Raw genomic sequence first — 20140 nt, forward strand, 5'->3', positions numbered from 1 at the left:
CATGAACAACCGCTTCGAAGCCCTGAAAGTCTTCTGCTCCCTGGCCGAGACCCTGCAGTTCAAGGAAACCGCCAGCCGCCTGGCCGTATCGCCGCCGGTGGTCAGCCGGGTGATCGCCGAACTGGAAGCCTGGCTGGGTGAGCCGCTCTTTCAGCGCAACACCCGCCAGGTCAATCTCACGGAATTCGGCCAGCAGTTCCTGCCACAGGCCATCCAGCTGCTGGAAGACAGCGAGCGCCTGTTCACGCCTGGCAAAAAACAGCAGGCCGAGGCCGTCGCCGGCCTGGTGCGCGTGACCGTCCCCGATCTGCCGGATGAAGACACCTTCCTGCTCACCCTGCTGGAACGGCTGCAGCCCTATCCCGAGCTGGTGATCGACTGGCGCAAGGACACGGCCCGCCTGAACGTGGTGGACCAGCAGATAGACCTGGGCGTGCGCATCGGCATGCCGGCCGACAACCGCTTCATCGTGCGCAAGGTGGGTGAGGTGCGGGAACACATCGTGGCCACCCCGGAACTGGTGAAACGGCATGGCCAGCCAGCCGACTGGCAGGCGCTGCAGCAGCACTGGCCACTGGCCGCCAGCATCGACGCCAACACCGGCCGGCCGCAGAACTGGTACCTCAACCGCGAGCTGCAGTTCCTGCCCCGCAAACCCGTCTGCGTCTCCAACGAAATATCCACCCAGCTGCAGATCGCCCGCTCGGGACGGGCTGCCGTGCTGCTGCTCGACTGGCTGTGCCGCCCGTATCTGGAAAATGGCGAGCTGGTGGAACTGCTGCCCGACCTGCCCCGAACCGCATGGCCTGTCTACGTCTACCGTCCCCAGCGCACCGTCACCCCGCTGCGCGTCAAGGTGGTGTTCGACACCCTGGCCGCATTGCTTCAGGAGCGACTGGCCGCCCCCAACCGTTCATGACACGACAAAACGGCCATGACCCCGGACCTCTCCCGGCATCATGGCCATCGCAGCTGCCTGTCCCTACTGTTCCCGGCCATTGCACGGGGTGCAGACCGGTCAAAACCACAGCGTCAGTGCGCCTCCATCATTTCAGGGTTTTCCTGAAGAACTGCTCGAATTTATCGAACGGGATTTTCTCGCGGTTGTCGTACAGGTCCACATGGTCGGCATCCTTCACCACCACCAGCTCCTTCGGCTGGTTGGCCTTCTCGTACACCGTTTCCGAGTAGTAGCGCGAATGTGCCCGGTCGCCCGTCACCAGCAGCAGCGGCCGGTGGTATTTGTCCAGGTTGTCCATCAGGTTGAACGCGAAGAAGGCCATCGGCGTGGTGGCCGTCCAGGCGCCGTTCGAATTGATCGAACGCGGGTGGTAGCCACGCGGCGTCTTGTAGTAGTCGAAGAAGCGGTAGACGAATTCCGGCATTCCTTCCGGCAGCTTGCCTTCCTTCGGGAACAGCGTCGGGCCGGTCATCACGTTGCCCTTGTCGTCAAAGCCCAGCTCGTGCCAGCCCGGAGCAAAGGTACCGTTCTCCGCATCCTTCCAGCGCTGCTGGCTGATGTGGTCCACCAGTTTTTCCCGCTGTTCCGGCGTGTAGTAGTCCTGATATCCCTTGCTCATGCTGCGCGACATGTCGTACATGGCCGTCACCGCCACCGACTTGATGCGCGAGTCCGCCGTAGCCGCCGTGATGCCCATGCCAGTCAGCCCGCAGATGGCCAGCACACCGATCCGCTCGCGGTCCACGAAGGACTGCAGGCCCAGATAGTCCACCGCGGCGCTGAAATCCTCGGTAAAGATGTCGGGCGAAGCCACATCCCGCACCTCGCCGCCACTCTCACCGGTAAAGGACGGATCGAAGGCCAGCGCCACGAAGCCGCGTTTGGCCATCTCCTGCGCGTGCAGGCCGCTGGACTGCTCCTTCACGGCACCAAACGGGCCACTCAGCACCAGCGCCGGCAGTTTGCCCTTTGCACCTTTCGGCATGTAAAGGTCGCCCACCACCGTGATGCCGTAGCGGTTGCGGAACTGCACCTTCTGGTGCTCCACCTGGCTGCTCTGCGGGAAGGTCTTGTCCCATTGCTGTGTCACTTTCACTCTCTGAACTCCTTTCATCGGTTTCACGCGGATGTCGGCCATGGCCGAGGTGCTGAACGTGGCGGCCAGGGCGGCGGCCATCAGGGTGGTTTTGAGGAATTGCCGTTTCATCATGATCGTACCTGTGTATCGGAGGGGGGTGCCCGGGGCACCCATTGCCACCGGGCGAACCGGACCGGCGCACCGGGAAGCGTGCCGCGCCCCCGGATGGCCCCGTCATGTGCACCGGCCCGGCTGCATGCCGGAGCCCGTGCCCGCGTCCGGCCCGTCGTTCGATGAAAGGCATTCTAGGGATCAGATCATTCCGTGTAAATTCATAACATGGAACTTTATAATTTCTAATTCAGAAATTATGCTGCACGGAGACTCATTTGCAGGCATAGCTCTCCGGCCGGTTCACATCCCCGCCCACATAGGTGGTCACCGTCGGATACGCGCAGATCGGCTGCGACTTGCCCGGGAAGGCCTCACCCTTCGCCAGCAGGTGCGCGGGCGCCTTGCCCTCTTCACGCCACTGCTCCAGCGCCGTCAGCGGATCGAAGTCATCCAGTGCCCTGCCGCCACCGCAGTGTGTCATGCCCGGCACGATGAACAGGCGCGCAAACGACTGGGCATCGCCCGTGGTCTCGTGCATGGCCCGGTACCAGTCACGCTGGTCGAAAGCCGAGAAGATCGGGTCCGACACTCCGTCGAAGATGATCATCCGTCCTCCATTGGCCTTGAAGGTCTTCAGGTTGGGGCTGTCGCCATCATTCAGCCCGCGGGTGTTCAGCGTGCTGGCCACATCACGATCGAAGTCGAATTTCAGCGGATCGCGTGTGGTGCTGTAGGGCTGCATGAAGTAGTTGGTCAGCAACGGAATGCTCAGGATGTTGTTGGACGTATTGACTGGTACCGAGGCATCCGTACCCAGCCACCACTCGCGCCAGCTCGTCTCGGTCAGGGCCGTATCGAACGGAAAGCCAGCATACAACGCCTCACCACGGCTGTTCTTCGCCCCGCCGAAAATGGCCTTCAGCAACGCCACCTTCTTCGCGCCGATTTCCTTCTGCACCATCTCCGGTTTGAAGTCGCACGATTCCCAGGCATTGACGATGCCATCGGCCACGCCATCCTTCGCATCACAGCGCTTCAGCACCCCCTTGACCACGGCGTCCAGATCCTTCTGCGACAGTGCGTTGGCCAGAATCTTCTGTCCCTGCGCATTCTTTGGAGCCGCCGCCATCAGATGCTGATAGGTCCAGGTGGCGCCCAGCGTGGCACGCGACAGCCGGAAGGCCGCATTGCCCACCACCACGCCGTCGAATTCGTTCGGATAACGCTGCGCTGCAATCATCGATTCACGTCCGCCGGTCGAGCAGCCCATGTAGTAGCTGTGCTTCGGCGCCGACCGGTAGTTGGCCTGCACCAGCTGCTTGGCCCGTTCCGTTACCTTGCCGATGGCGGCATAGGCATAATCCAGCCGTGCCTGCTGATCGGCCGCGAAGGCCACATCGAACACCGCCGGCAGGTTGGGCGTGGTGCCCTGATGACCACTGTCCATGCTCACCACCGCATAGCCTCGCAGCAGCGCCGGCGTGGCCGAGCTGGCCTGTACCGGAATGCTGCCCAGCGCAGGTGCCACAAACCCGTTGGCACCGCCACCACCCTGGAACAGGAACTTGCCATTCCAGTCCTTCGGCAGGCGCAGCTGGAAGTTGATGCCATAGTGCTTGCCATCCACCCCGGTGCGCGGCTCGATCTCGCCCTGCACAAGACAATGCGGCCCCGCCTTCATATCACGCACCGTGGTGCCCGTGAAGGCCGAGTTGGGATCAGCCGCAATGGTGCCATCGGCCACCCATTCGGCACGCGTGAGGGTGGTGTGATAGAGCGGCACATCCCTGAGCGCTGCGCATTGCTGCGCCGGGTCGGCATCAGCGGCAAGCACCTGGGTGAACGGCGTACCCAGCAGCAGTGCGCCGCTGGCCAGTGTGGCATACAGGGGGGTGGATTTCATGAACGATGGTCTCGCGAAAGGTTTCCCAGCCTGTCATTATGCGGCACCCCATCCCCGCACTCAACCCACAGCCCAACAGCCCACACAGCCCTCAGCCCTCAGCCCTCAGCCCGAGGTTCGCGGTTCGCGGTTCGCGGTTCGCGGTTCGCACCGCATCATTGCACACGTCATGATTCGTGACCGTACCACTGAATGGGGTATCACCGAATAATCTGGAAATGCCACGGCCATCCGGCAGATGACATTGCCACGCCGTTCACACCGTCAGCCTCGCCACCAGAAAATCGATCAGTGCCTGCACCCGCCGCTGCTTCTGCGCATGCTGCAGGTGGTACAGATACACGCCGGGATACGTCTTCCACCAGCGCTCCAGCACCGGCAAAAAACTGTCGCGATCAGGCTGCAGTGCCCGGATGGGCTCGAAAATCCGGCCAATGCCCAGCCCGTCGCGGATGCCGTCAGCCATCACCTCGATGTCGTTGCTCATCAGCTGGAAGGGCATCTCCACCGTCAGGTCCTGTCCGTCCTCCTGCAGGATCAGCGGCAGCACGCGGTTGGCCGTGATGAACCGGTAACCGATCAGCACATGCCGGTGCAGGTCCCGAGGCCGCTGTGGCACCCCGTGCCGGTCCACATACGCCTGCGACACATACAGCCCCTCCCGGAACGGCGCCAGCAGCCGGCGCGCCACCACCCCATCCTCCAGCGTGTTGCCAAAGCGGATGCCCAGATCGAAGCCCTCGTCCAGAATGTGGATGGTGCCATCGTAGATGGACAGCTCCAGCTGCACCTGCGGATGCTGTCGGCAGAATTCGGCCATCAACGGGCGGAAGATCAACTGATAGGCAAAGCGCGACATCGTCACCCGCACCAGCCCCGCGGGCGCCATGTTGCTGCTGCGCACGCTTTCCACCGCCCACTGCAACGACTGTACCGCGTCGGTCGTGCGTTCCAGCAGCGCCCGGCCCGCATCGGTCAGCTCCACCCGCCGTGTCGAACGCAGAAACAGCGGCAGCCCCACCTGCTGCTCCAGCAGCTTCAGTGCCTTGCTCACCGAGGGTGGAGTGATCTCCAGCTTGCGCGACGCAGCCGTAATGCCTCCTTCCTGCGCAATGGCCTGGAAGATGCGGATCTGGTTGTAGAGAGCGTTGTTCATGACAATGGAGGGCGAACGCCCCGACCGGAAAAGCCGGGCGCGGAGCATGTCATGGGCCTGTACATCCCCGACAGGCCCTGCCGCAAGCCACCGGACCATGGCAACACGCGACCCGCCTTGCGGAAAGGCTGACATTCTAGGATTTCGCGCATTCCGGACAGATTCAGGAAACAGAAATTCATGATTTCCCCCAGGGAAACAAACAGCCTCCGTCACATGCGCCCGATGGAGCAGGCCCCATCAGGGCTGGACAAGACCCTCCATTGTTTCCCTGACGCTAACAGTGCTTGAAGACAGGGTAAATTGGCTTCAGGCAATCGAACGCCCATAATCCCCCCATCATCTTCGGCGCCATCCTCCCGGCACATGACCTCGCCGAAGTATCCTCACTCCCGGCCGCCACACAAGCGCGCCAGAACATCCCCGCTTCCAGCGGCCACAGGAACGGCATGCAGGCCGGGCACCGGCCTCAGCACAAGCAGGCCAGCGTCTGGCCCTGCCAGCATGATGGCCGGCACCAGCCCCTGCATGAGGGCCGGCGTCCGTCCCTTACTCCCACCACCACACGGAATACTCATGGAAAACGTACAGAACAAGGTTGTCATCATCACCGGTGCCTCGTCGGGCCTGGGCGCCGAAACCGCCCGTCACCTGGTCAAGGCCGGGGCCAGGGTCATTCTGGGCGCCCGCCGTCTGGATCGTCTGCATGCGCTGGCCGACGAACTGGGCATCGGCCACGACCATTGCGTGCAGACCGACGTGGCCGACCTGAAACAGGTACAGGCCCTGGCCGACCGGGCGCTCAAGCTCTACGGCCGCATCGACGTGCTGCTCAACAATGCCGGTGTCATGCCGCTGTCACTGCTGGAAGAGCTGAAGGTCGATGAGTGGAACCAGATCATCGACATCAACATCAAGGGCGTGCTGTACGGCATCGCCGCCGTGCTCCCCACCATGAAAGCACAGAAGAGCGGCCAGATCATCAACGTCTCCTCCGTGGCCGGTCACGTCTGGGGGCCGCTCTGCGCCGTCTACGCCGCCAGCAAGACGGCCGTGCGCGCCATTTCCGAGTCGATGCGCAAGGAAGTCAAGCCCTACAACATCCGCTCCACCATCCTGTCACCCGGTGCCGTGGCCAGCGAACTGAAACACGGTTCCTCCTCCGAAATGGCCTCGGGTGCCATGCAGAATTTCTACGAGAAAAACGAAATTCCGGCCTCCAGCTTTGCCCGCTGCGTGCTGTTTGCCATCAGCCAGCCCGAAGACGTGGACGTGAACGAAATCATCTTCCGGCCGACCCGGCAGGAAGTCTGATCAACCGTCTGCTTCTCCCATGAAACTCATCTGCCTCGAAGAACACATCCTCGACCCGGCCACGGCCGGGGCTTCCATGCCCGCTGCCCTGAAGGCAGCCCCCTTCCTGCCCGGCTGGGGCAGCACCGTGAAGGACGGCAACAACCCGGACCGCAGCCGCCCGCAGGTCATTGCCAATACCGATTCCACCCGCAAGGGCATGGACTGGGAGCAGGAGCGCCTGGCCGACATGGACGCAGCCGGCGTGGACATGCAGGTGCTGTCGCTGGGGGGCTTTCCGCAATTTGCCCCGGCGGAGCAGGAACTGTCGCTGGCGCAGGCGGCCAATGACCGGCTGGCCGCCACGGTAGCCGCCCGCCCCACCCGATTTGCGGCCTTTGCCACCCTGCCATGGAGCCAGCCCGCACTGGCCGTGAAGGAACTGGAGCGCGCCGTGCAGCAGCTGGGACTGAAGGGTGCACTCATCAACGGCCGCCCCGCCGAAGGTTTTCTGGATGCACCGGAGTATGCCGGACTGCTGGCCGCCTTCGATGCCCTGGACGTACTGCTGTATCTGCACCCCGGTATTCCGGTGCCTGCCGTGCAGCAGGCATACTACGGCGGGTTTTCAGCCGAACTGACGGCGCGGCTGTCCATGTTCGGCTGGGGCTGGCACAACGAGGCCGGCATCCATCTGCTGCGCCTCATCCTGTCCGGCGCATTCGACCGCAACCCGAAGCTGCAGGTCATCAGCGGTCACTGGGGTGAAATGCTGCCTTTCTATCTGCAGCGGCTGGACGACAGCATTCCGCAGGAAGCCTCGGGCCTTGCCCGCAGCATCACCCAGACCTTCCGCGAACAGGTCTGGGTCACCCCCAGTGGCATGCTGACGCTGCCGCATTTCCGCTTCATCCACGACCTGATGGGCGCAGAGCGCATCCTGTACTCGCTGGACTACCCCTACCAGAGCCTCGACGGCGCCCGCGCGTTCATCGACAGCCTGCCCGTCCCCGACACCGAAAAGGCGATGATTGCGCACGGCAATGCCGAACGGCTGCTCAAGCTCTGACCTCACCCCGCATTCTCCACGTATCCCTGTCGGCATCCGGCTGGTACGCAACCCATGCTGTCCGCGCGTTCGCCTCCTCCCTGCCGGCCTGCAGCCCCCAGCAGCACGCGAGTTCACGAATCCCATTCCCGACAGGCACGCATGAATCTGTTCAAAATAGCCGCGCTCGCGATGGCGAGCCTGATCACCATGAATCTCCAGGCCGCCCCCACGCCCGACGCCTCCCACACGTCCGGCGCCGCCCCTGCAGCCGGCACGCCCCCCATCTTCAACATCTTCGAACTGGGCATCCAGCCGGGACAGATCGCCGATTACGACAGGGTGGGCACGCACAACATCACCACCTCGGTTGGCCATGAACCCGGTACGCTGGCCATGTATTCACGCCAGATGACCGTCCACATCAGGATGACTCTTTGGCTGCGTGCTGCTCGTAAAGGCGGGCCAGACGCAGGGTCATTCGTCGTTCCACCTCTTCGTGCGTGATCGATGGGCGTGGGTCATCGATGCTCGCCTGCAGCTTGGCACGCAGCCAGGCGGTGTGTTCGGCTTCCTCTTCTGCGCTGTCGTAGATGGACAGGAGCGGATCAAATATGGTTTGTGTTGTCATGATGGGGGCATGGAGTGAGCTATTCACTATGCCACGGATAGCCTGTTTTGGGTAGAGACGGAAGGTCGAAAAGTGTGCATATTCCGATGATCGTGACCAGCGATTCCGGCATCGTGACCGCCCAGTCCGGTCATCGTGACCGATGTCGAGTGGTCAGAGACATTGCCTGCCAGGCAAATTGTACGATTGCCTGATCCGGGGGGCCTTTCAGCCCCCCATTGCCTCCGGGAAAGCGTCAGCTCTGATTGGCAGATGGAGGCGTTTTCCGTGCCCGCGCAGCGGGCAGTGACTCCCCCTTGAGCACAATCCGCCGCGCCTGTGGCAGCAGACGATCCAGCATGGCGTCGGCCACCGCCGGCGTACCCGCGCAGCTGGAGGTCGTCGCCGGCCGTGTGCACGCGTTCGAATCCGTCGTCCCCGACAGTGCAGAAAGCGAACAGTACCGTCAGGACCTGGACCAGGCGATCCAGGGCATGCTGAGCAGATAGTCCTGAGTTTTTCTCACAGCTGTTGGTTCCGTCCGGCCAGATGCACCGCCGGCCCTGCATGCCATAATGCGTGGCCCTTCCCGGGATCTAAACGCTCCCTCACCCGCGGCGCATGACTGACAACCGGAATTTCAACGATCTCTACGCCTTCACCCAGGTCATCCGGCAGGGTAACTACAGCCGGGCCGCCCGGGTGCTGAACGTCCAGCCCTCGGCACTCAGCCACCGCATGGCCGAGCTGGAAAAACGGCTGGGCATCCGGCTGATCAACCGCACGACACGGGCCATGTCCCCCACCGAGGCGGGGCAGCAGCTGTTCGAACACATCGCCCCCAGTTCGACAGCATCCAGCGCGGCGTCGATGCGCTGGATGATTTCAGCCAGACCGTCAGCGGCCGGTTGCGCATCAACAGCGCAGAAAACCCGGCCTGGCACTTTCTGTATCCCGCCATGCGGCGTTTTCTGCATGATCACCCGGATGTGAACATCGAGGTGATCATCGACAACAACATGGTGGACATGGTCACCGAAGGTTTCGACTTCGGGGTACGGCCCATCAACCACGTCGCCCAGGACATGGTGGCCCTCCAGCTGTCCGGCGAACGCCCGATGGCCGTGGTGGCATCCGACGACTACTTCAGCCGCTTCGGGCTGCCAACTTCGCCGCAGGAACTGACCCGCCACCGCTGCATCGTGCCGGCCTTCGACGCCTTCAGTCGCATCACCGCATGGGAGTTCATCCAGGAGGGCCAGCTCATCCGCGTCACGGTACCCGCCTCGCTGAGCTTCAACAACACCACCATGGTCAAACAGGCCGCCCTGGATGGACTGGGCATTGCGTGGATTCCACGATACGCCGTGGAGGCGGAAATCCACCAGGGCCTGCTCACCGAAATCCTGCATGAGCAGCGGTTCACCTATCCGCCCATGGCGCTGTACTACCCCAGAAACCGGCACCGGACACTTGCAGCGCAGACGCTGATCCACTATTTACGCCCGGAATCACAGGCGCTCGCTGGCGCGCCATGACATCACGGTGCGACAGGAAACCAGCAGCCCGGCCTTCGGCCGATGATATTTTTTCACGACGGCAACCCTGCTCTGGGGCTTGTCCCGCAGGGTGCAGCGACAACAAAATGCACGCCCCGTCCACTCACACTGGCCCGTGCACATGTTCAGCCGTTCCAAGGCCATCCTTTCATCCTTTCTTCTGACTGCAACCCTGGGGAGTACAGCCATGGCTTCAAACTACCAGAACAACCCCTTCACCCTCACCTATGCCGATGCCATCACGGCAAACGAGCCCGGCAAGGTAAACATCCATCCGGTGAAATACACCCAGCACCAGACCGGTATCGATGTGGTGGCCAATGTCTACACACCTGCCGGTTACGACCCCCAAAAGAAATACCCCGTCATCGTGGTGGCCCACCCCAACGGGGGCGTGAAGGAGCAGGTCTCGGGTCTTTATGCCCAGAAGTTTGCCGAGCAGGGTTATATCACCATCGCCTTCGACGCTGCATATCAGGGCGGCAGCGGCGGCACGCCACGCTACACCGACAAGCCGCAGAACCGCATCGAGGACATCCGCGCAGCAGCCGATTTCATCACCCAGTACGCCGGAGCCGATGCCAGCCGTCTGGGCCTGCTGGGAGTTTGCGGCGGTGGCGGCTATTCCATCAAGGCTGCGCAGACCGACAAGCGTTTTCGGTCCATCGCCACCATCAGCATGTTCAACACCGGGGATGCCCGGCGCAATAGCTACATGCGCAGCCAGAAGGACTCCATTCAGGAACGCCTGGCCAAGGCCGCCGAGGCCCGTGCCCTCGAAGCGCGCACCGGCGAAGTGCAGTACACCCCCGAATTCGGCGCCGGCATGACGCCCGAGCAGGTAGCCGCCATCGAGGTGGACCTGTACCGGCAGGGCTACGAATACTACGCCGACACCCACTATCACCCGAACTCGAAAACCAACAGCACCGTCAGCAGCCTGGCCGACCTGATGGAATTCGACGTGAACACCAACGTCGACCTGATCAACCAGCCACTGCTGATGATTGCCGGCGAAAAGGCCGACTCGCTCTACATGACCGAGGAAGTGTTCGCCAACGCCACCGGTACGGATAACAAGGAACTGTTCAGGGTACCCGGCGCCACCCACATCGAAACCTACTGGAAGCCCGAGTACGTGAAGCAGATCAGTGAAAAGCTGACGGATTTCTTCGACCGGAACCTGCGATAACCGGTGAATCAGGGGCAAGGCACAGCGCGTGCTGGACGGCCCCGATACCCGATCCACCCACCCTGAAATCACCCCATGAAAACTCGGCTGAAACTCACTGCCGCCCTGCTGGCAGCCACCCTTTCCGGAGCGTCCATGGCTTCTCCCCTGATCATCGAAGAACAAGGCAGCTTTGCCACAGGCGGCAAGGTCGTCACCAGCCCGGGCACCTACACCGGCACACCGGACATCGTCAAAGGCAAATCGGGCAACGATTTCATGGACGTTTTCCGGGCATCCATCAAGGCCGGCGGCCAGACCCTGCATGGCGATCACGCCACCGTGTTCTACCAGATACCCGCAGAGCCCCGAAAGCTGCCGCTCGTCTTCCTGCACGGCGCCGGCCAGTCCATACGTACCTGGCAGACCACACCGGATGGCCGCGAGGGCTTCCAGAACATCTTTCTGCGCAAACGCTATCCGGTCTATCTGGTGGATCAGCCCCGCCGCGGCTGGTCCGGTCGCAGTACGGTAGATGGAACCATTCCCGCCACACCCGATGACCAGTTCTGGTTTGCGCAGTTCCGCGTCGGCGTCTGGCCCAACTTCTTCAAGGGGGTGGCCTTCCCGCAGGACAGCGCATCGCTGGACCAGTTCTTCCGGCAGATGACCCCCAACACGGCCCCCTTCGACACGGGCGTCATTTCCGACAGTCTGCAGGCCCTGTTCGACCGCATTGGCGATGGCGTGCTGGTCACCCATTCACAGGGCGGCATCGTCGGCTGGTTTGCCGGCATCAAGAGCCCGAAACACGTCAAGGCCATCGTCGCCTACGAGCCCGGAAACTTCCCCTTCCCCGAAGGCGAAGTACCGCCCACCATCCAGAGCAAGTTTGGCGACATTCCGCCCGCCCGTGTCAGTCGTGAAGACTTCGCGCACCTGACGAAAATGCCCATCGTCATCTACTTTGGTGACAACATCAGGGACAAGCCCTCCGATGTTCAGGGAGAGGACCAGTGGCGCATCCGCCTGGCCCTGGCCCGGCAGTGGGCAGATGTCGTGAACCGGCACGGAGGCGACGCCACCGTCGTTCACCTGCCCGACGCGGGCATTCGGGGCAACACCCATTTTCCCATGGCCGACCTGAACAACGTCGAGGTTGCCGACCATCTGGCCAGCTGGCTGCACACGAAAAAGCTCGACCGATGAGAAAGCCCTTCAACTCCAGCTTCATCAGCCGCACGGCTTCCATGCTGTGCGGCGTCCTCGTTGCCCTGGGCTGTTCCGTATTCGTCATGCCATCGGCCTTTGCCAAAGATCTGATCGTCTACCTGAGCCGCAGCCACAACACCGAGGCCGTGGCACGCATGATCCAGACGGAAACTGGCGGAGAACTGGTGGCCCTGGAACTGCAGAAGCCCTACCCCGAAAATTATCGGGCCACCGTAGCGCAGGTGCAGATGGAGGATGAAAGCGGCTATCTGCCTCCTCTCAGAACCCGCATCGACAACCTGCAGCAGTTCAACCGGGTATTCATTGGTTTTCCCACCTGGGGCATGCAGCTGCCGCCACCGATCCGCAGCTTTCTGGCCAGCCATGATCTGAAGGGCAAGACCGTGGCACCCTTCAACACCCATGCCGGCTACGGCGTGGGCAGCGGCTTCGAAGAGATCAACCGCCTGTGCAAGGGCTGTCGTGTGACTCCGGGTCTGTCCCTTCAGGGCGGGCGCGAGCGCGATGGCATCCTGTTCGTCATGGAAGGCACAAAAGCCGAGGAAAGCCGCGCACAGGTCCGGCAATGGCTGTCCAGACTGAAGTGACATCAATGGATACGGGCCGAAGCTCATGCTATCTTGCCCCGTATATCCGGCGAGCGTCCACAGGCAACCTGTGGAGACCCGTTGCAACCCAAAAGCGAAGCGGGCACCCAGAAACATCTGCAAGCCCAGCTCCCCAATCCCATGGAGGAAAGCCTCATGTCCCAGAAACAAACGGCTGGCCGCGACCGGCTGGGTGACTTCGCCCCCAAGTTCGCCGAACTGAATGATGATATCCTGTTCGGACAGGTCTGGTCGCGCGAGCAGGAGCTGGCGCCCCGCACGCGCAGTCTCATCACCATTTCCGCACTGATTTCGGGCGGCAATTTCGAACAGCTCCCCGCCCACCTGCGCATCGGCAGGCAAAATGGCATCACCCAGGCAGAAATTGCCGAGGTCATTACCCATCTGGCCTTCTACGTGGGCTGGCCCAAAGCCTGGTCGGCCTTCAATCTGGCCAAACAGATCTATACGGACAAGGAGGAACAGCCATGAACAGCGAGCAACAGGTCAAACACGGCATATTCCCGTTTGGCGAGAAGAACGACAAATACGCCCGCTCCTTCGTGGGACAAAGCTACCTGAGCATGCTGGCTGCCAACCCGGACATTCCGGTCGCCGTGGCCAATGTCAGCTTCGAGCCGGGCTGTCGCAACAACTGGCATGTGCATACCGATGGTTACCAGATCCTGATCGCCGTTGCGGGCGAAGGGTGGTATCAGGAAGAAGGCCAGCCAGCCCGGGCGATGAAACCAGGCGATGTGGTCATCACACCCAAAGGCGTGAAGAACTGGCACGGCGCCACGAAGGACAGCTGGTTCAGCCACGTGGCCATCACGGCCGGGGCCACCGAGTTCTTCGAAGCGGTGCCCATGGCCGACTATGATGCACTGCCGGGCTGAGCGGCAACGTATCGGCGCTCAAAACGGACAATGCTCGCGGCCATCGCCACCGTCATGATGGCCGTAACCAGAAGCACCAGCCGGCCATTGCCGGCATCATCCACAGCCCATACCACCAGCGCACCAGGCAGGAACACAGCCACCTGCTCCAGCAGAAAGCGTCCCGGACAACGAAACTCCTACGATGGCAAGCGCTGCTCCTGAAAGGATTCATGGACCGTCGGCCAGTTGCTGATCCGCCACTTCAGCCCAGATGACTGCTTTCTGAATCAGTCAGGATTCTGCGCGTTTTCCTTCATGAAATCGATGAACGCCCGGGTTCTGGCCGGCAGCAGCCGCGTGGCCGTCAGCGCATGAACGGGCACCGTACTGCCAGCCCAGTCCGGCAGCACACGCTGCAGCCGGCCTGCCTCTACGTCCTTGCGTACGCCAATTTCCGGCAGCAGCGCAATGCCCATACCCTGTGCAGCAACCCGCTGCAGCAGCCCCAGACTGTTGGCACTGTAGGCCCCCGGCACACCGCCGCTGTGGTCCGTCCACACCGCTTGCCTCCTTCAACCCGCGCCGCCGCAAGTTGCCCCTGAACCCAGCACACGGTCGGCGCCCACACAACAGGACACACGCATGAAACTGCTCGAACCCACCACCCTCGGCCCCTACGCGCTCAGGAACCACATGGTCATGGCCGCCATGACCCGCAGCCGCGCCGACACCAGCGGCGTGGTCGGCCCGCTGACGGTCGAATACTATGCACAGCGCGCCTCGGCCGGCCTGATCATCTCGGAAGCCATCAACATCTCGCCGGACGCCATCGGCAGCCCGCTCACGCCGGGCCTCTACACGGCGGAACAGATTGCCGCCTGGAAGCAGGTGACCGACGCCGTGCATGCCAAAGGAGGGCTCATCTACGCCCAGCTCTGGCACACGGGCCGGGTCTCGCACTCGGTAGAACGGAACGGCAAACTGCCCTCGGCACCGTCTGCCGTGAAAATCGAAGGCATGCAGCACTTCACGTCACAGGGTCCGAAAGACTTCGAAGTGCCCCAAGCCATGACGGTGGAAGAAATCCGCCAGACCATTGCCGACTACGGCACCGCAGCCAGCAACGCCATGCGCGCCGGCTTCGACGGCGTGGAGCTGCACGCCGCCAATGGCTACCTGCCCCAGCAGTTCCTGTCGGATTCCACCAACCAGCGCACGGACGAGTACGGCGGCAGCATTGCCAGCAAGGCCCGTTTCACGCTGGAGGCGATGCGCGCGATCATCGATGCCGTGGGCGGTGACCGGGTGGGCATCAAGATCAGCCCGCTGCATCCGTATGCCGGCATTGCGTTCGACGATCCGGTGGCCACCTACACCCATCTTCTGAAGGAGCTGGACGGTCTGGACTTCTCATTTGTCAAGCTGATGAAGCGCGCGCCGATGTTCCCGCTGCTGCCGCACTACCCGCAGGGCGATGAGCTGGCACTGTTCCGCCCGCTGATCAGCAAAACGCTGATTGCCGGCACCGGCTATACACGCGACTCGGCCGAGGCCGAGCTGGAAGCCGGCAATGCCGACCTGGTGGCCTTCGGCGCCACCTTCCTGGCCAACCCGGACCTGCCGCGCCGTTTCGAGCTGGGAGCCGAGCTGAACCAGCCGGATCGCGGCACCATGTTCGGGGGTGGCGAGCATGGGTATACGGACTATCCGGTTCTGGCGTAACGTCCCGGTACCCGGGCAGCCAGAGAACCATCTACAGGAGCGTATCCGCCGCTTCCTCACAGAGCCGGGCGGGAAGGCTCAATGAATACAGAAGACGGGGCCGATGCCGCACCGCGGCAGCATCGGCCCCGGTCCGTCAGAACATCCCCGTTTTCACGTGGGGCACGTACGGCGCTTCCAGCGCCTTCACCTCGTCTTCATCCAGCCGGATGTCGAGCGCAGCCACGGCTTCCTCGATGTGCTTCACGGACGTGGCCCCCACGATGGGCGCCGTGATTTCCGGCTTGTTCAGCATCCACGCCAGCGCTTCCTGGGCCATCGACCTGCCACGTTCCTTCGCGACGCGCTCCAGGGTGTCGACTACCGGTTTGTCCACCGCTTCGGTGGACTGCCAGACCATCGGCGAGACGCCATCGATTTTCGAACGTTCGGTCTGCGTGCCCCACGGCCGGGAGCAGCGGCCGCCGGCCAGCGGGCTCCACGGCACCACCGCCATTTTCCGGTCGCGGCACAGCGGCAGGATTTCCCGCTCTTCTTCGCGGTAGATGAGGTTGTACTGCGGCTGCAGGGAGGCAAACTTCGTCCAGCCATGGCGCTCGGCGATGTTCTGCATGCGCTCCAGCTGCCAGGCAAAGATGGTGGAAGCGCCAATATAGCGGGCCTTGCCGCTCTTCACCACATCATGCAGCGCTTCCATGATCTCTTCCATGGGCGTTTCGTGGTCCAGGCGGTGAATCTGGTAAACGTCCACATAATCCAGCTGCAGGCGACGCAGCGAGTGATCGATTTCGGCCAGAATGTTCTTGCGTGATGAACCGCCCCCATTGGGCCGGTCCGGGCGCATCGGGAAATGCACCTTGGTGGCCACGACGATCTCGTCCCGGTTCAGGCCGAACTCCCGGATGAAGCGGCCCGTGATCTCCTCACTGGAACCCATCTGGTAGACATTGGCGGTATCGAAGTAGTTGATGCCCAGATCGATGGCCCGCCGGAAGATGTCCTTGCCTTCATCGAAGGTCTTCGCCCACGGAAAGAGCCCGTTTTCGCTGCCCGGCTTGCCAAAGCTCATCATGCCCAGGCAAATGCGGGACACATCCATGCCGGTATGGCCAAACTTCACGTACTGCATCTGTTCTTTCTCCTGAAATCAGACCCTGCCGGCGTCGCGGCAGCAACGTTCCGTCATTGTAGGCAGTGGTGGCCGGCAGATAAACGGCCGTCATCTCAATGAACTGATGAGCCACATTCAACAATCATGGCGATGCTACGGCGACCATTCTGCCCATTGAGCATGCGGCCCGCAGCGTTTCCCGCGCAAACAGCCCCAAAGACAGCTGAACGGAGACCACGCTCAGCCCGCATACCGAAGCGCTTCCACCACCGCCCGGAACACCGGCGACTGGTGATGACGGTTGGGGTAGTACAGGTGGTAGCCGGGGTAGGAAATGGCCCAGTCTTCCAGCACCGACACCACCTCACCGGCTGCCAGCAGGTCCGCCACCGTATCCTGCGGCGTCCACAGCAGCCCCTGGCCGTGCTGCAGCGCCGACCGCAGGCAACCCTCCAGATTGGAGGCAAGGCGCCCCTGCGGCTGCACCTTCGCCACCCGTCCCGGCTGGGCCGGATCGGCAAATTCCCAGACCAGTGCGCTGCCATCGGCCAGCAGCATGCGGATGCATTCGTGGTGGACGAGATCGGCCGGTGTCTGCGGGGTACCGTGTGCAGTCAGATACGCGGGTGTTGCCACCACGCACATGCGCATGTCCGGCGACACCCGGACCGCAATCATGTCCTTCTCCACATCGTCACCCAGCCGGATGCCAAAATCGAAACGGTCGGCCACGATGTCCACGAAGCGCGAATCTCCCATCAGCTCGACCTCGATTTCGGGGTGCGTCTGCACGAAGCGGCCAATCCGTTCCCGCAGCACGTGATCGAACACATGGCGTGTGCCATTGATGCGCACCTTGCCGCGCACGGCATCACGCACCTCGCTCAGTGCGTCCACCTCACGGTCGATCCCGTCGAACAGCGGCAGCAACCGCTGATACAGGCGCTCACCCGCGTCGGTAGTGGACACGCTGCGCGTGGTGCGGTTGAAGAGCTTGACCTGCAGCCGTTCTTCCACGCCCCGGATGCTGTGGCTGAGTGCCGAGGGCGAGACCCCCATCTGCCGCGCGGCCTTCGTGAAGCTGCCCTGCTGGGCCACGACGAGAAATGCGCGCAGGTCGTTGAGGTTTTCTTTCATGTCGCTCCGCCATGCTCTTCATCCAGAATCTGGGCAACGCTTCTGGACGAGATCCTGCCGGCACGGGTGTTGCTGACGCGCCGCCTTAACAGAGTCTGCAGATCCTGCCATGCCTGATCTGCGCCCACATCTCCCGGAAACAGGCGCTCGGGCACATGCCGTTCGACCGTTTTCCCCTGCAGGTCGGCCATTGCCTTCAGGCTCTCGTGCTGCTGCTCCGTTATGTTGGTGGTCAGACGGCTCACAGGAAACTCCCACGAATCACCAGATTGTGTTATGAACACATAACATACGCTGACTCCCACACTAGCACACCTGAAGCAGATTACCCACAGCCGCTTCTTCCAGTCCGGTCCACGGAAACATGCGCCTCACCCCGCTTCACCCCGAATCCCCGTTCTTCCTGATTATTCTCGGCGCCCTGATGGCGATCACCTCGCTGTCCACCGACATCTACCTGCCGGCACTGCCGGCCATGGAGGCGGCGCTGCATGGCAACGCCGAGCTGACCATCACGGGCTTCGTGGTCGGGTTTGCCATCGGGCAGCTGTTCTGGGGGCCGGTGGCCGACCGCATCGGGCGCAGGCTGCCGCTCTTCATCGGCATCGTGCTGTTCATCATCGGCTCGGTGGGCTGTGCACTGGCGCAGTCGATGGACACGCTGGTGCTCTGGCGCTTCTTCCAGGCACTGGGTGCCTGTGTGGGCCCCATGCTGTCGCGCACGATGATCCGCGATCTCTACGGTCCCCAGGAAGCGGCCCGCATGCTGTCCACGCTGGTGATGATCATGGCCATCGCCCCCATCCTCGGCCCGATGCTGGGCGGGCTGCTGCTGAAGGTGAGCGGCTGGCAGGCCAATTTCTGGCTGCTGACGGCCATTGGTGTGGTGATGTTCCTGGCGGCCTGCCGCCTGCCCGAAACGCTGCCTGCCGAAAAGCGGGCCACGGGTTCACTCGCGTCGGCCTTTCGGGCCTACGGGCCTCTGCTGCGCAACCGGGCCTACATGCGCACCACGCTGTGCGTGACCTTTTTCTATGTGGCAATCTACGCATTCATTGCCGGCTCACCCTTTGTGTACCTCACATACTTCGGGCTGGACAGCAACTGGTACGGCCCCCTGTTCGGGGTGAACATTCTGGGCGTGGTGGCGCTCAGTGCCGCCAATCGCCGGCTGCTGCAGCGCTGCAGTCTGGCACAGATGCTGAAGGTGTCCACCCGCATTGCGGCCGCGGCCGCCCTGCTGCTGTCGGCATTTGCGCTGACGGGCATGGGCAGCCTGTGGGGCATCGTGCTGCCCATCTTTGCGGTATTCAGCATGAACGGCATCATCGCCGCCTGCTGCAACGCAGCCTCGCTGGCCAGTGTGGACAGCCAGAGTGCCGGCAGCGCCGCCGCGCTGATGGGCGCCCTGCAGTACGGCAGCGGCATGGTTTCCTCGTTGCTGCTGGCAGCATTCTCCACAGGAACACCAGGCACGATGTCGGTAGTGATCACCGCGTTCGTGGTGCTGTCGATGCTGATGGTGCAGGGAAGCCCCGTCAGTCCTCCACCCGCACCCGCTCGCTGATGTCGCGGATTTTCGAGAACTCTTCGAGCAGGTGCGGCGCATCATCGATGCTCATGGCAAAGGACCACAGATAGCTGACCACCGCGTACAGATGGCCGGCATCGGCGTGACCGCGCAGCGTCAGCATGCCCAGCGTGATGCCAAACAGCATGGCCAGTGTCACGCCAATCACGGCATAACTGATGGCTTCCCGGTTCGAAATTTTCACCCGCAGGCGTGACAGCAGGCCATAGTGCTTCGTCAGCAGACGGCTGTCGTAATGCTCGATGACGTGCACATCACGTTCGAGCCGGTTGTTGAGCCTGAAGTAGAGCCGGTCATTCACCCGCGAGTAGCGGGGCACCACCCCCATGAACACCAGCAGGATGACCAGACTGGTCACGCCGGACCAGAATTCGATGATCAGCAGCATGACCACCGCCCCCAGCACCGTAATGGTGGAGGTGAGCAGCGTCGGCAGGTGCTGTTCGAAGAAGTCCACCAGCTCGCGCGACAGGGCTGCACGGGCAGAAATGGTGGACACACGCTCCCCATCGGCACGCTGCCGCAGAATGACCGGCACCACCATCTCGGCATAGATGCGTGTGAAGGTGCGGGTATCCACCGCGCGCCGGGCCGACCCCACCGTCCACATGACCAGCACCACGCCCGCATAGCCGAGTGCCTTCCAGAGGTTGCCCTCCAGCACCCCATTGATGGCAAAGCCCCCCAGAACCGGGTAGGTCACGAGCAACAGGTTTTCGGCCAGCACCAGCGAAAAGGTGCCCACGAGGCGGGCCTTGTGGGTGCGGGCGATCTGGATCAGGTTGTTGAAGACGCTCATGGAAACGGTTCGGCGGATGGTGGAATACCGGGAGCAGGCTGCCGGGCGGGGAATTCTAGTCCGGTCAGGCCCATGATGGCGCTACCATGGACGCATGTCCGGAACCTGTTGTCCCCACGCTGCCCGTCAGAGCGGATCATGGATCCATTCGCCCCCACACCGGCCCCGCCATGTGCCGACGGGGCA

General features: G+C 62.7%; 23 protein-coding genes. 14 read left to right on the forward strand and 9 right to left on the reverse strand.

The annotated features are described in order from the left end of the window. Position 1 precedes the first annotated feature (1 nt). Positions 2-919: a LysR family transcriptional regulator gene (locus EHV23_RS09455; protein WP_125095853.1), complete on the forward strand. Its 918-nt coding sequence runs from the start codon at positions 2-4 to the stop codon at positions 917-919. A 127-nt stretch (positions 920-1046) separates the two neighbouring features. Here the strand turns inward: EHV23_RS09455 and EHV23_RS09460 are convergent, their stop codons facing one another. The 3 genes from EHV23_RS09460 to EHV23_RS09470 all read right to left on the reverse strand — a co-directional run bounded on the left by EHV23_RS09460 (position 1047) and on the right by EHV23_RS09470 (position 5212). Continuing rightward, positions 1047-2171, reverse strand: coding sequence for an alpha/beta hydrolase (locus EHV23_RS09460; RefSeq protein WP_203228958.1), 1125 nt, complete (start codon positions 2169-2171; stop codon positions 1047-1049). Positions 2172-2424: 253 nt separating this feature from the next. Next, positions 2425-4056, reverse strand: a complete 1632-nt coding sequence (locus tag EHV23_RS09465) for a tannase/feruloyl esterase family alpha/beta hydrolase (RefSeq protein ID WP_125095854.1) — start codon at positions 4054-4056, stop codon at positions 2425-2427. A gap of 256 nt (positions 4057-4312) precedes the next feature. Beyond that, positions 4313-5212, reverse strand: coding sequence for a LysR family transcriptional regulator (locus EHV23_RS09470; RefSeq protein WP_125095855.1), 900 nt, complete (start codon positions 5210-5212; stop codon positions 4313-4315). A gap of 576 nt (positions 5213-5788) precedes the next feature. Here EHV23_RS09470 and EHV23_RS09475 point away from each other — a divergent pair. The 3 genes from EHV23_RS09475 to EHV23_RS15240 all read left to right on the forward strand — a co-directional run bounded on the left by EHV23_RS09475 (position 5789) and on the right by EHV23_RS15240 (position 8060). Continuing rightward, positions 5789-6526, forward strand: a complete 738-nt coding sequence (locus EHV23_RS09475) for an SDR family oxidoreductase (protein WP_125095856.1) — start codon at positions 5789-5791, stop codon at positions 6524-6526. A gap of 19 nt (positions 6527-6545) precedes the next feature. Then, positions 6546-7574, forward strand: coding sequence for an amidohydrolase family protein (locus tag EHV23_RS09480; RefSeq protein ID WP_125095857.1), 1029 nt, complete (start codon positions 6546-6548; stop codon positions 7572-7574). Positions 7575-7715: 141 nt separating this feature from the next. Continuing rightward, complete coding sequence (locus tag EHV23_RS15240) at positions 7716-8060, forward strand: hypothetical protein (RefSeq protein WP_158615903.1); 345 nt, start codon at positions 7716-7718, stop codon at positions 8058-8060. Here EHV23_RS15240 and relB read toward each other — a convergent pair. Next, positions 7978-8184, reverse strand: coding sequence for a type II toxin-antitoxin system RelB family antitoxin (gene relB, locus EHV23_RS16505; protein WP_125095858.1), 207 nt, complete (start codon positions 8182-8184; stop codon positions 7978-7980). The two genes, EHV23_RS15240 and relB, sit on opposite strands and share 83 nt — an antisense overlap. Before the next feature lie 338 nt (positions 8185-8522). Between relB and EHV23_RS15245 the strand changes: the two genes are divergently transcribed. The 8 genes from EHV23_RS15245 to EHV23_RS09520 all read left to right on the forward strand — a co-directional run bounded on the left by EHV23_RS15245 (position 8523) and on the right by EHV23_RS09520 (position 13612). Further along, a complete protein-coding gene (locus tag EHV23_RS15245; protein WP_158615904.1) occupies positions 8523-8672 on the forward strand; it encodes a hypothetical protein in 150 nt (49 codons plus the stop codon). 112 nt (positions 8673-8784) lie between these two features. Further along, positions 8785-9156, forward strand: coding sequence for a LysR family transcriptional regulator (locus EHV23_RS09490; protein ID WP_125095859.1), 372 nt, complete (start codon positions 8785-8787; stop codon positions 9154-9156). Continuing rightward, positions 9072-9701, forward strand: a complete 630-nt coding sequence (locus EHV23_RS09495) for a LysR substrate-binding domain-containing protein (protein ID WP_158615905.1) — start codon at positions 9072-9074, stop codon at positions 9699-9701. Before EHV23_RS09490 ends, EHV23_RS09495 begins: the two co-directional genes overlap by 85 nt. Positions 9702-9909: 208 nt before the next feature. Next, positions 9910-10914, forward strand: a complete 1005-nt coding sequence (locus EHV23_RS09500; RefSeq protein ID WP_125095861.1) for an alpha/beta hydrolase — start codon at positions 9910-9912, stop codon at positions 10912-10914. Positions 10915-10989: 75 nt separating this feature from the next. Next, complete coding sequence (locus EHV23_RS09505) at positions 10990-12102, forward strand: alpha/beta hydrolase (RefSeq protein ID WP_125095862.1); 1113 nt, start codon at positions 10990-10992, stop codon at positions 12100-12102. Further along, positions 12099-12713, forward strand: a complete 615-nt coding sequence (locus EHV23_RS09510) for a flavodoxin family protein (protein ID WP_203228959.1) — start codon at positions 12099-12101, stop codon at positions 12711-12713. Before EHV23_RS09505 ends, EHV23_RS09510 begins: the two co-directional genes overlap by 4 nt. Before the next feature lie 156 nt (positions 12714-12869). After that, on the forward strand, positions 12870-13205 hold the full coding sequence (locus EHV23_RS09515) for a carboxymuconolactone decarboxylase family protein (protein WP_125095863.1): 336 nt from the start codon (positions 12870-12872) through the stop codon (positions 13203-13205). Then, positions 13202-13612, forward strand: coding sequence for a cupin domain-containing protein (locus tag EHV23_RS09520; RefSeq protein ID WP_005671856.1), 411 nt, complete (start codon positions 13202-13204; stop codon positions 13610-13612). Before EHV23_RS09515 ends, EHV23_RS09520 begins: the two co-directional genes overlap by 4 nt. A gap of 269 nt (positions 13613-13881) precedes the next feature. Here the strand turns inward: EHV23_RS09520 and EHV23_RS09525 are convergent, their stop codons facing one another. After that, positions 13882-14154: a LysR substrate-binding domain-containing protein gene (locus tag EHV23_RS09525; RefSeq protein WP_125095864.1), complete on the reverse strand. Its 273-nt coding sequence runs from the start codon at positions 14152-14154 to the stop codon at positions 13882-13884. 82 nt (positions 14155-14236) lie between these two features. On the opposite strand from EHV23_RS09525, the gene EHV23_RS09530 reads away from it, so the two are divergent. Beyond that, positions 14237-15316 (forward strand): alkene reductase, encoded by a 1080-nt coding sequence (locus EHV23_RS09530; RefSeq protein WP_125095865.1) that lies wholly within the window; start codon positions 14237-14239, stop codon positions 15314-15316. Positions 15317-15452: 136 nt separating this feature from the next. On the opposite strand, the gene EHV23_RS09535 is transcribed toward EHV23_RS09530, so the two are convergent. From EHV23_RS09535 to EHV23_RS09545, 3 genes are all read right to left on the reverse strand, one after another. Further along, positions 15453-16445, reverse strand: coding sequence for an aldo/keto reductase (locus EHV23_RS09535; RefSeq protein WP_125095866.1), 993 nt, complete (start codon positions 16443-16445; stop codon positions 15453-15455). A 222-nt stretch (positions 16446-16667) separates the two neighbouring features. Further along, on the reverse strand, positions 16668-17564 hold the full coding sequence (locus tag EHV23_RS09540) for a LysR family transcriptional regulator (RefSeq protein WP_125095867.1): 897 nt from the start codon (positions 17562-17564) through the stop codon (positions 16668-16670). Then, on the reverse strand, positions 17561-17809 hold the full coding sequence (locus EHV23_RS09545; protein ID WP_125095868.1) for an antitoxin: 249 nt from the start codon (positions 17807-17809) through the stop codon (positions 17561-17563). The genes EHV23_RS09540 and EHV23_RS09545 overlap by 4 nt, the downstream gene beginning before the upstream one ends. Positions 17810-17928: 119 nt before the next feature. Between EHV23_RS09545 and EHV23_RS09550 the strand changes: the two genes are divergently transcribed. Continuing rightward, positions 17929-19131, forward strand: a complete 1203-nt coding sequence (locus EHV23_RS09550) for a multidrug effflux MFS transporter (RefSeq protein WP_125095869.1) — start codon at positions 17929-17931, stop codon at positions 19129-19131. Here the strand turns inward: EHV23_RS09550 and EHV23_RS09555 are convergent. Next, the gene (locus EHV23_RS09555) at positions 19103-19954 is read right to left on the reverse strand and encodes an ABC transporter six-transmembrane domain-containing protein (protein ID WP_125095870.1); all 852 of its coding nucleotides are present in this window, start codon (positions 19952-19954) and stop codon (positions 19103-19105) included. The genes EHV23_RS09550 and EHV23_RS09555 overlap by 29 nt on opposite strands. Between the last annotated feature and the right edge of the window lie 186 nt (positions 19955-20140).

The organism is Lautropia dentalis, from assembly GCF_003892345.1.
GTDB classification, from domain to species: domain Bacteria; phylum Pseudomonadota; class Gammaproteobacteria; order Burkholderiales; family Burkholderiaceae_E; genus Lautropia; species Lautropia dentalis.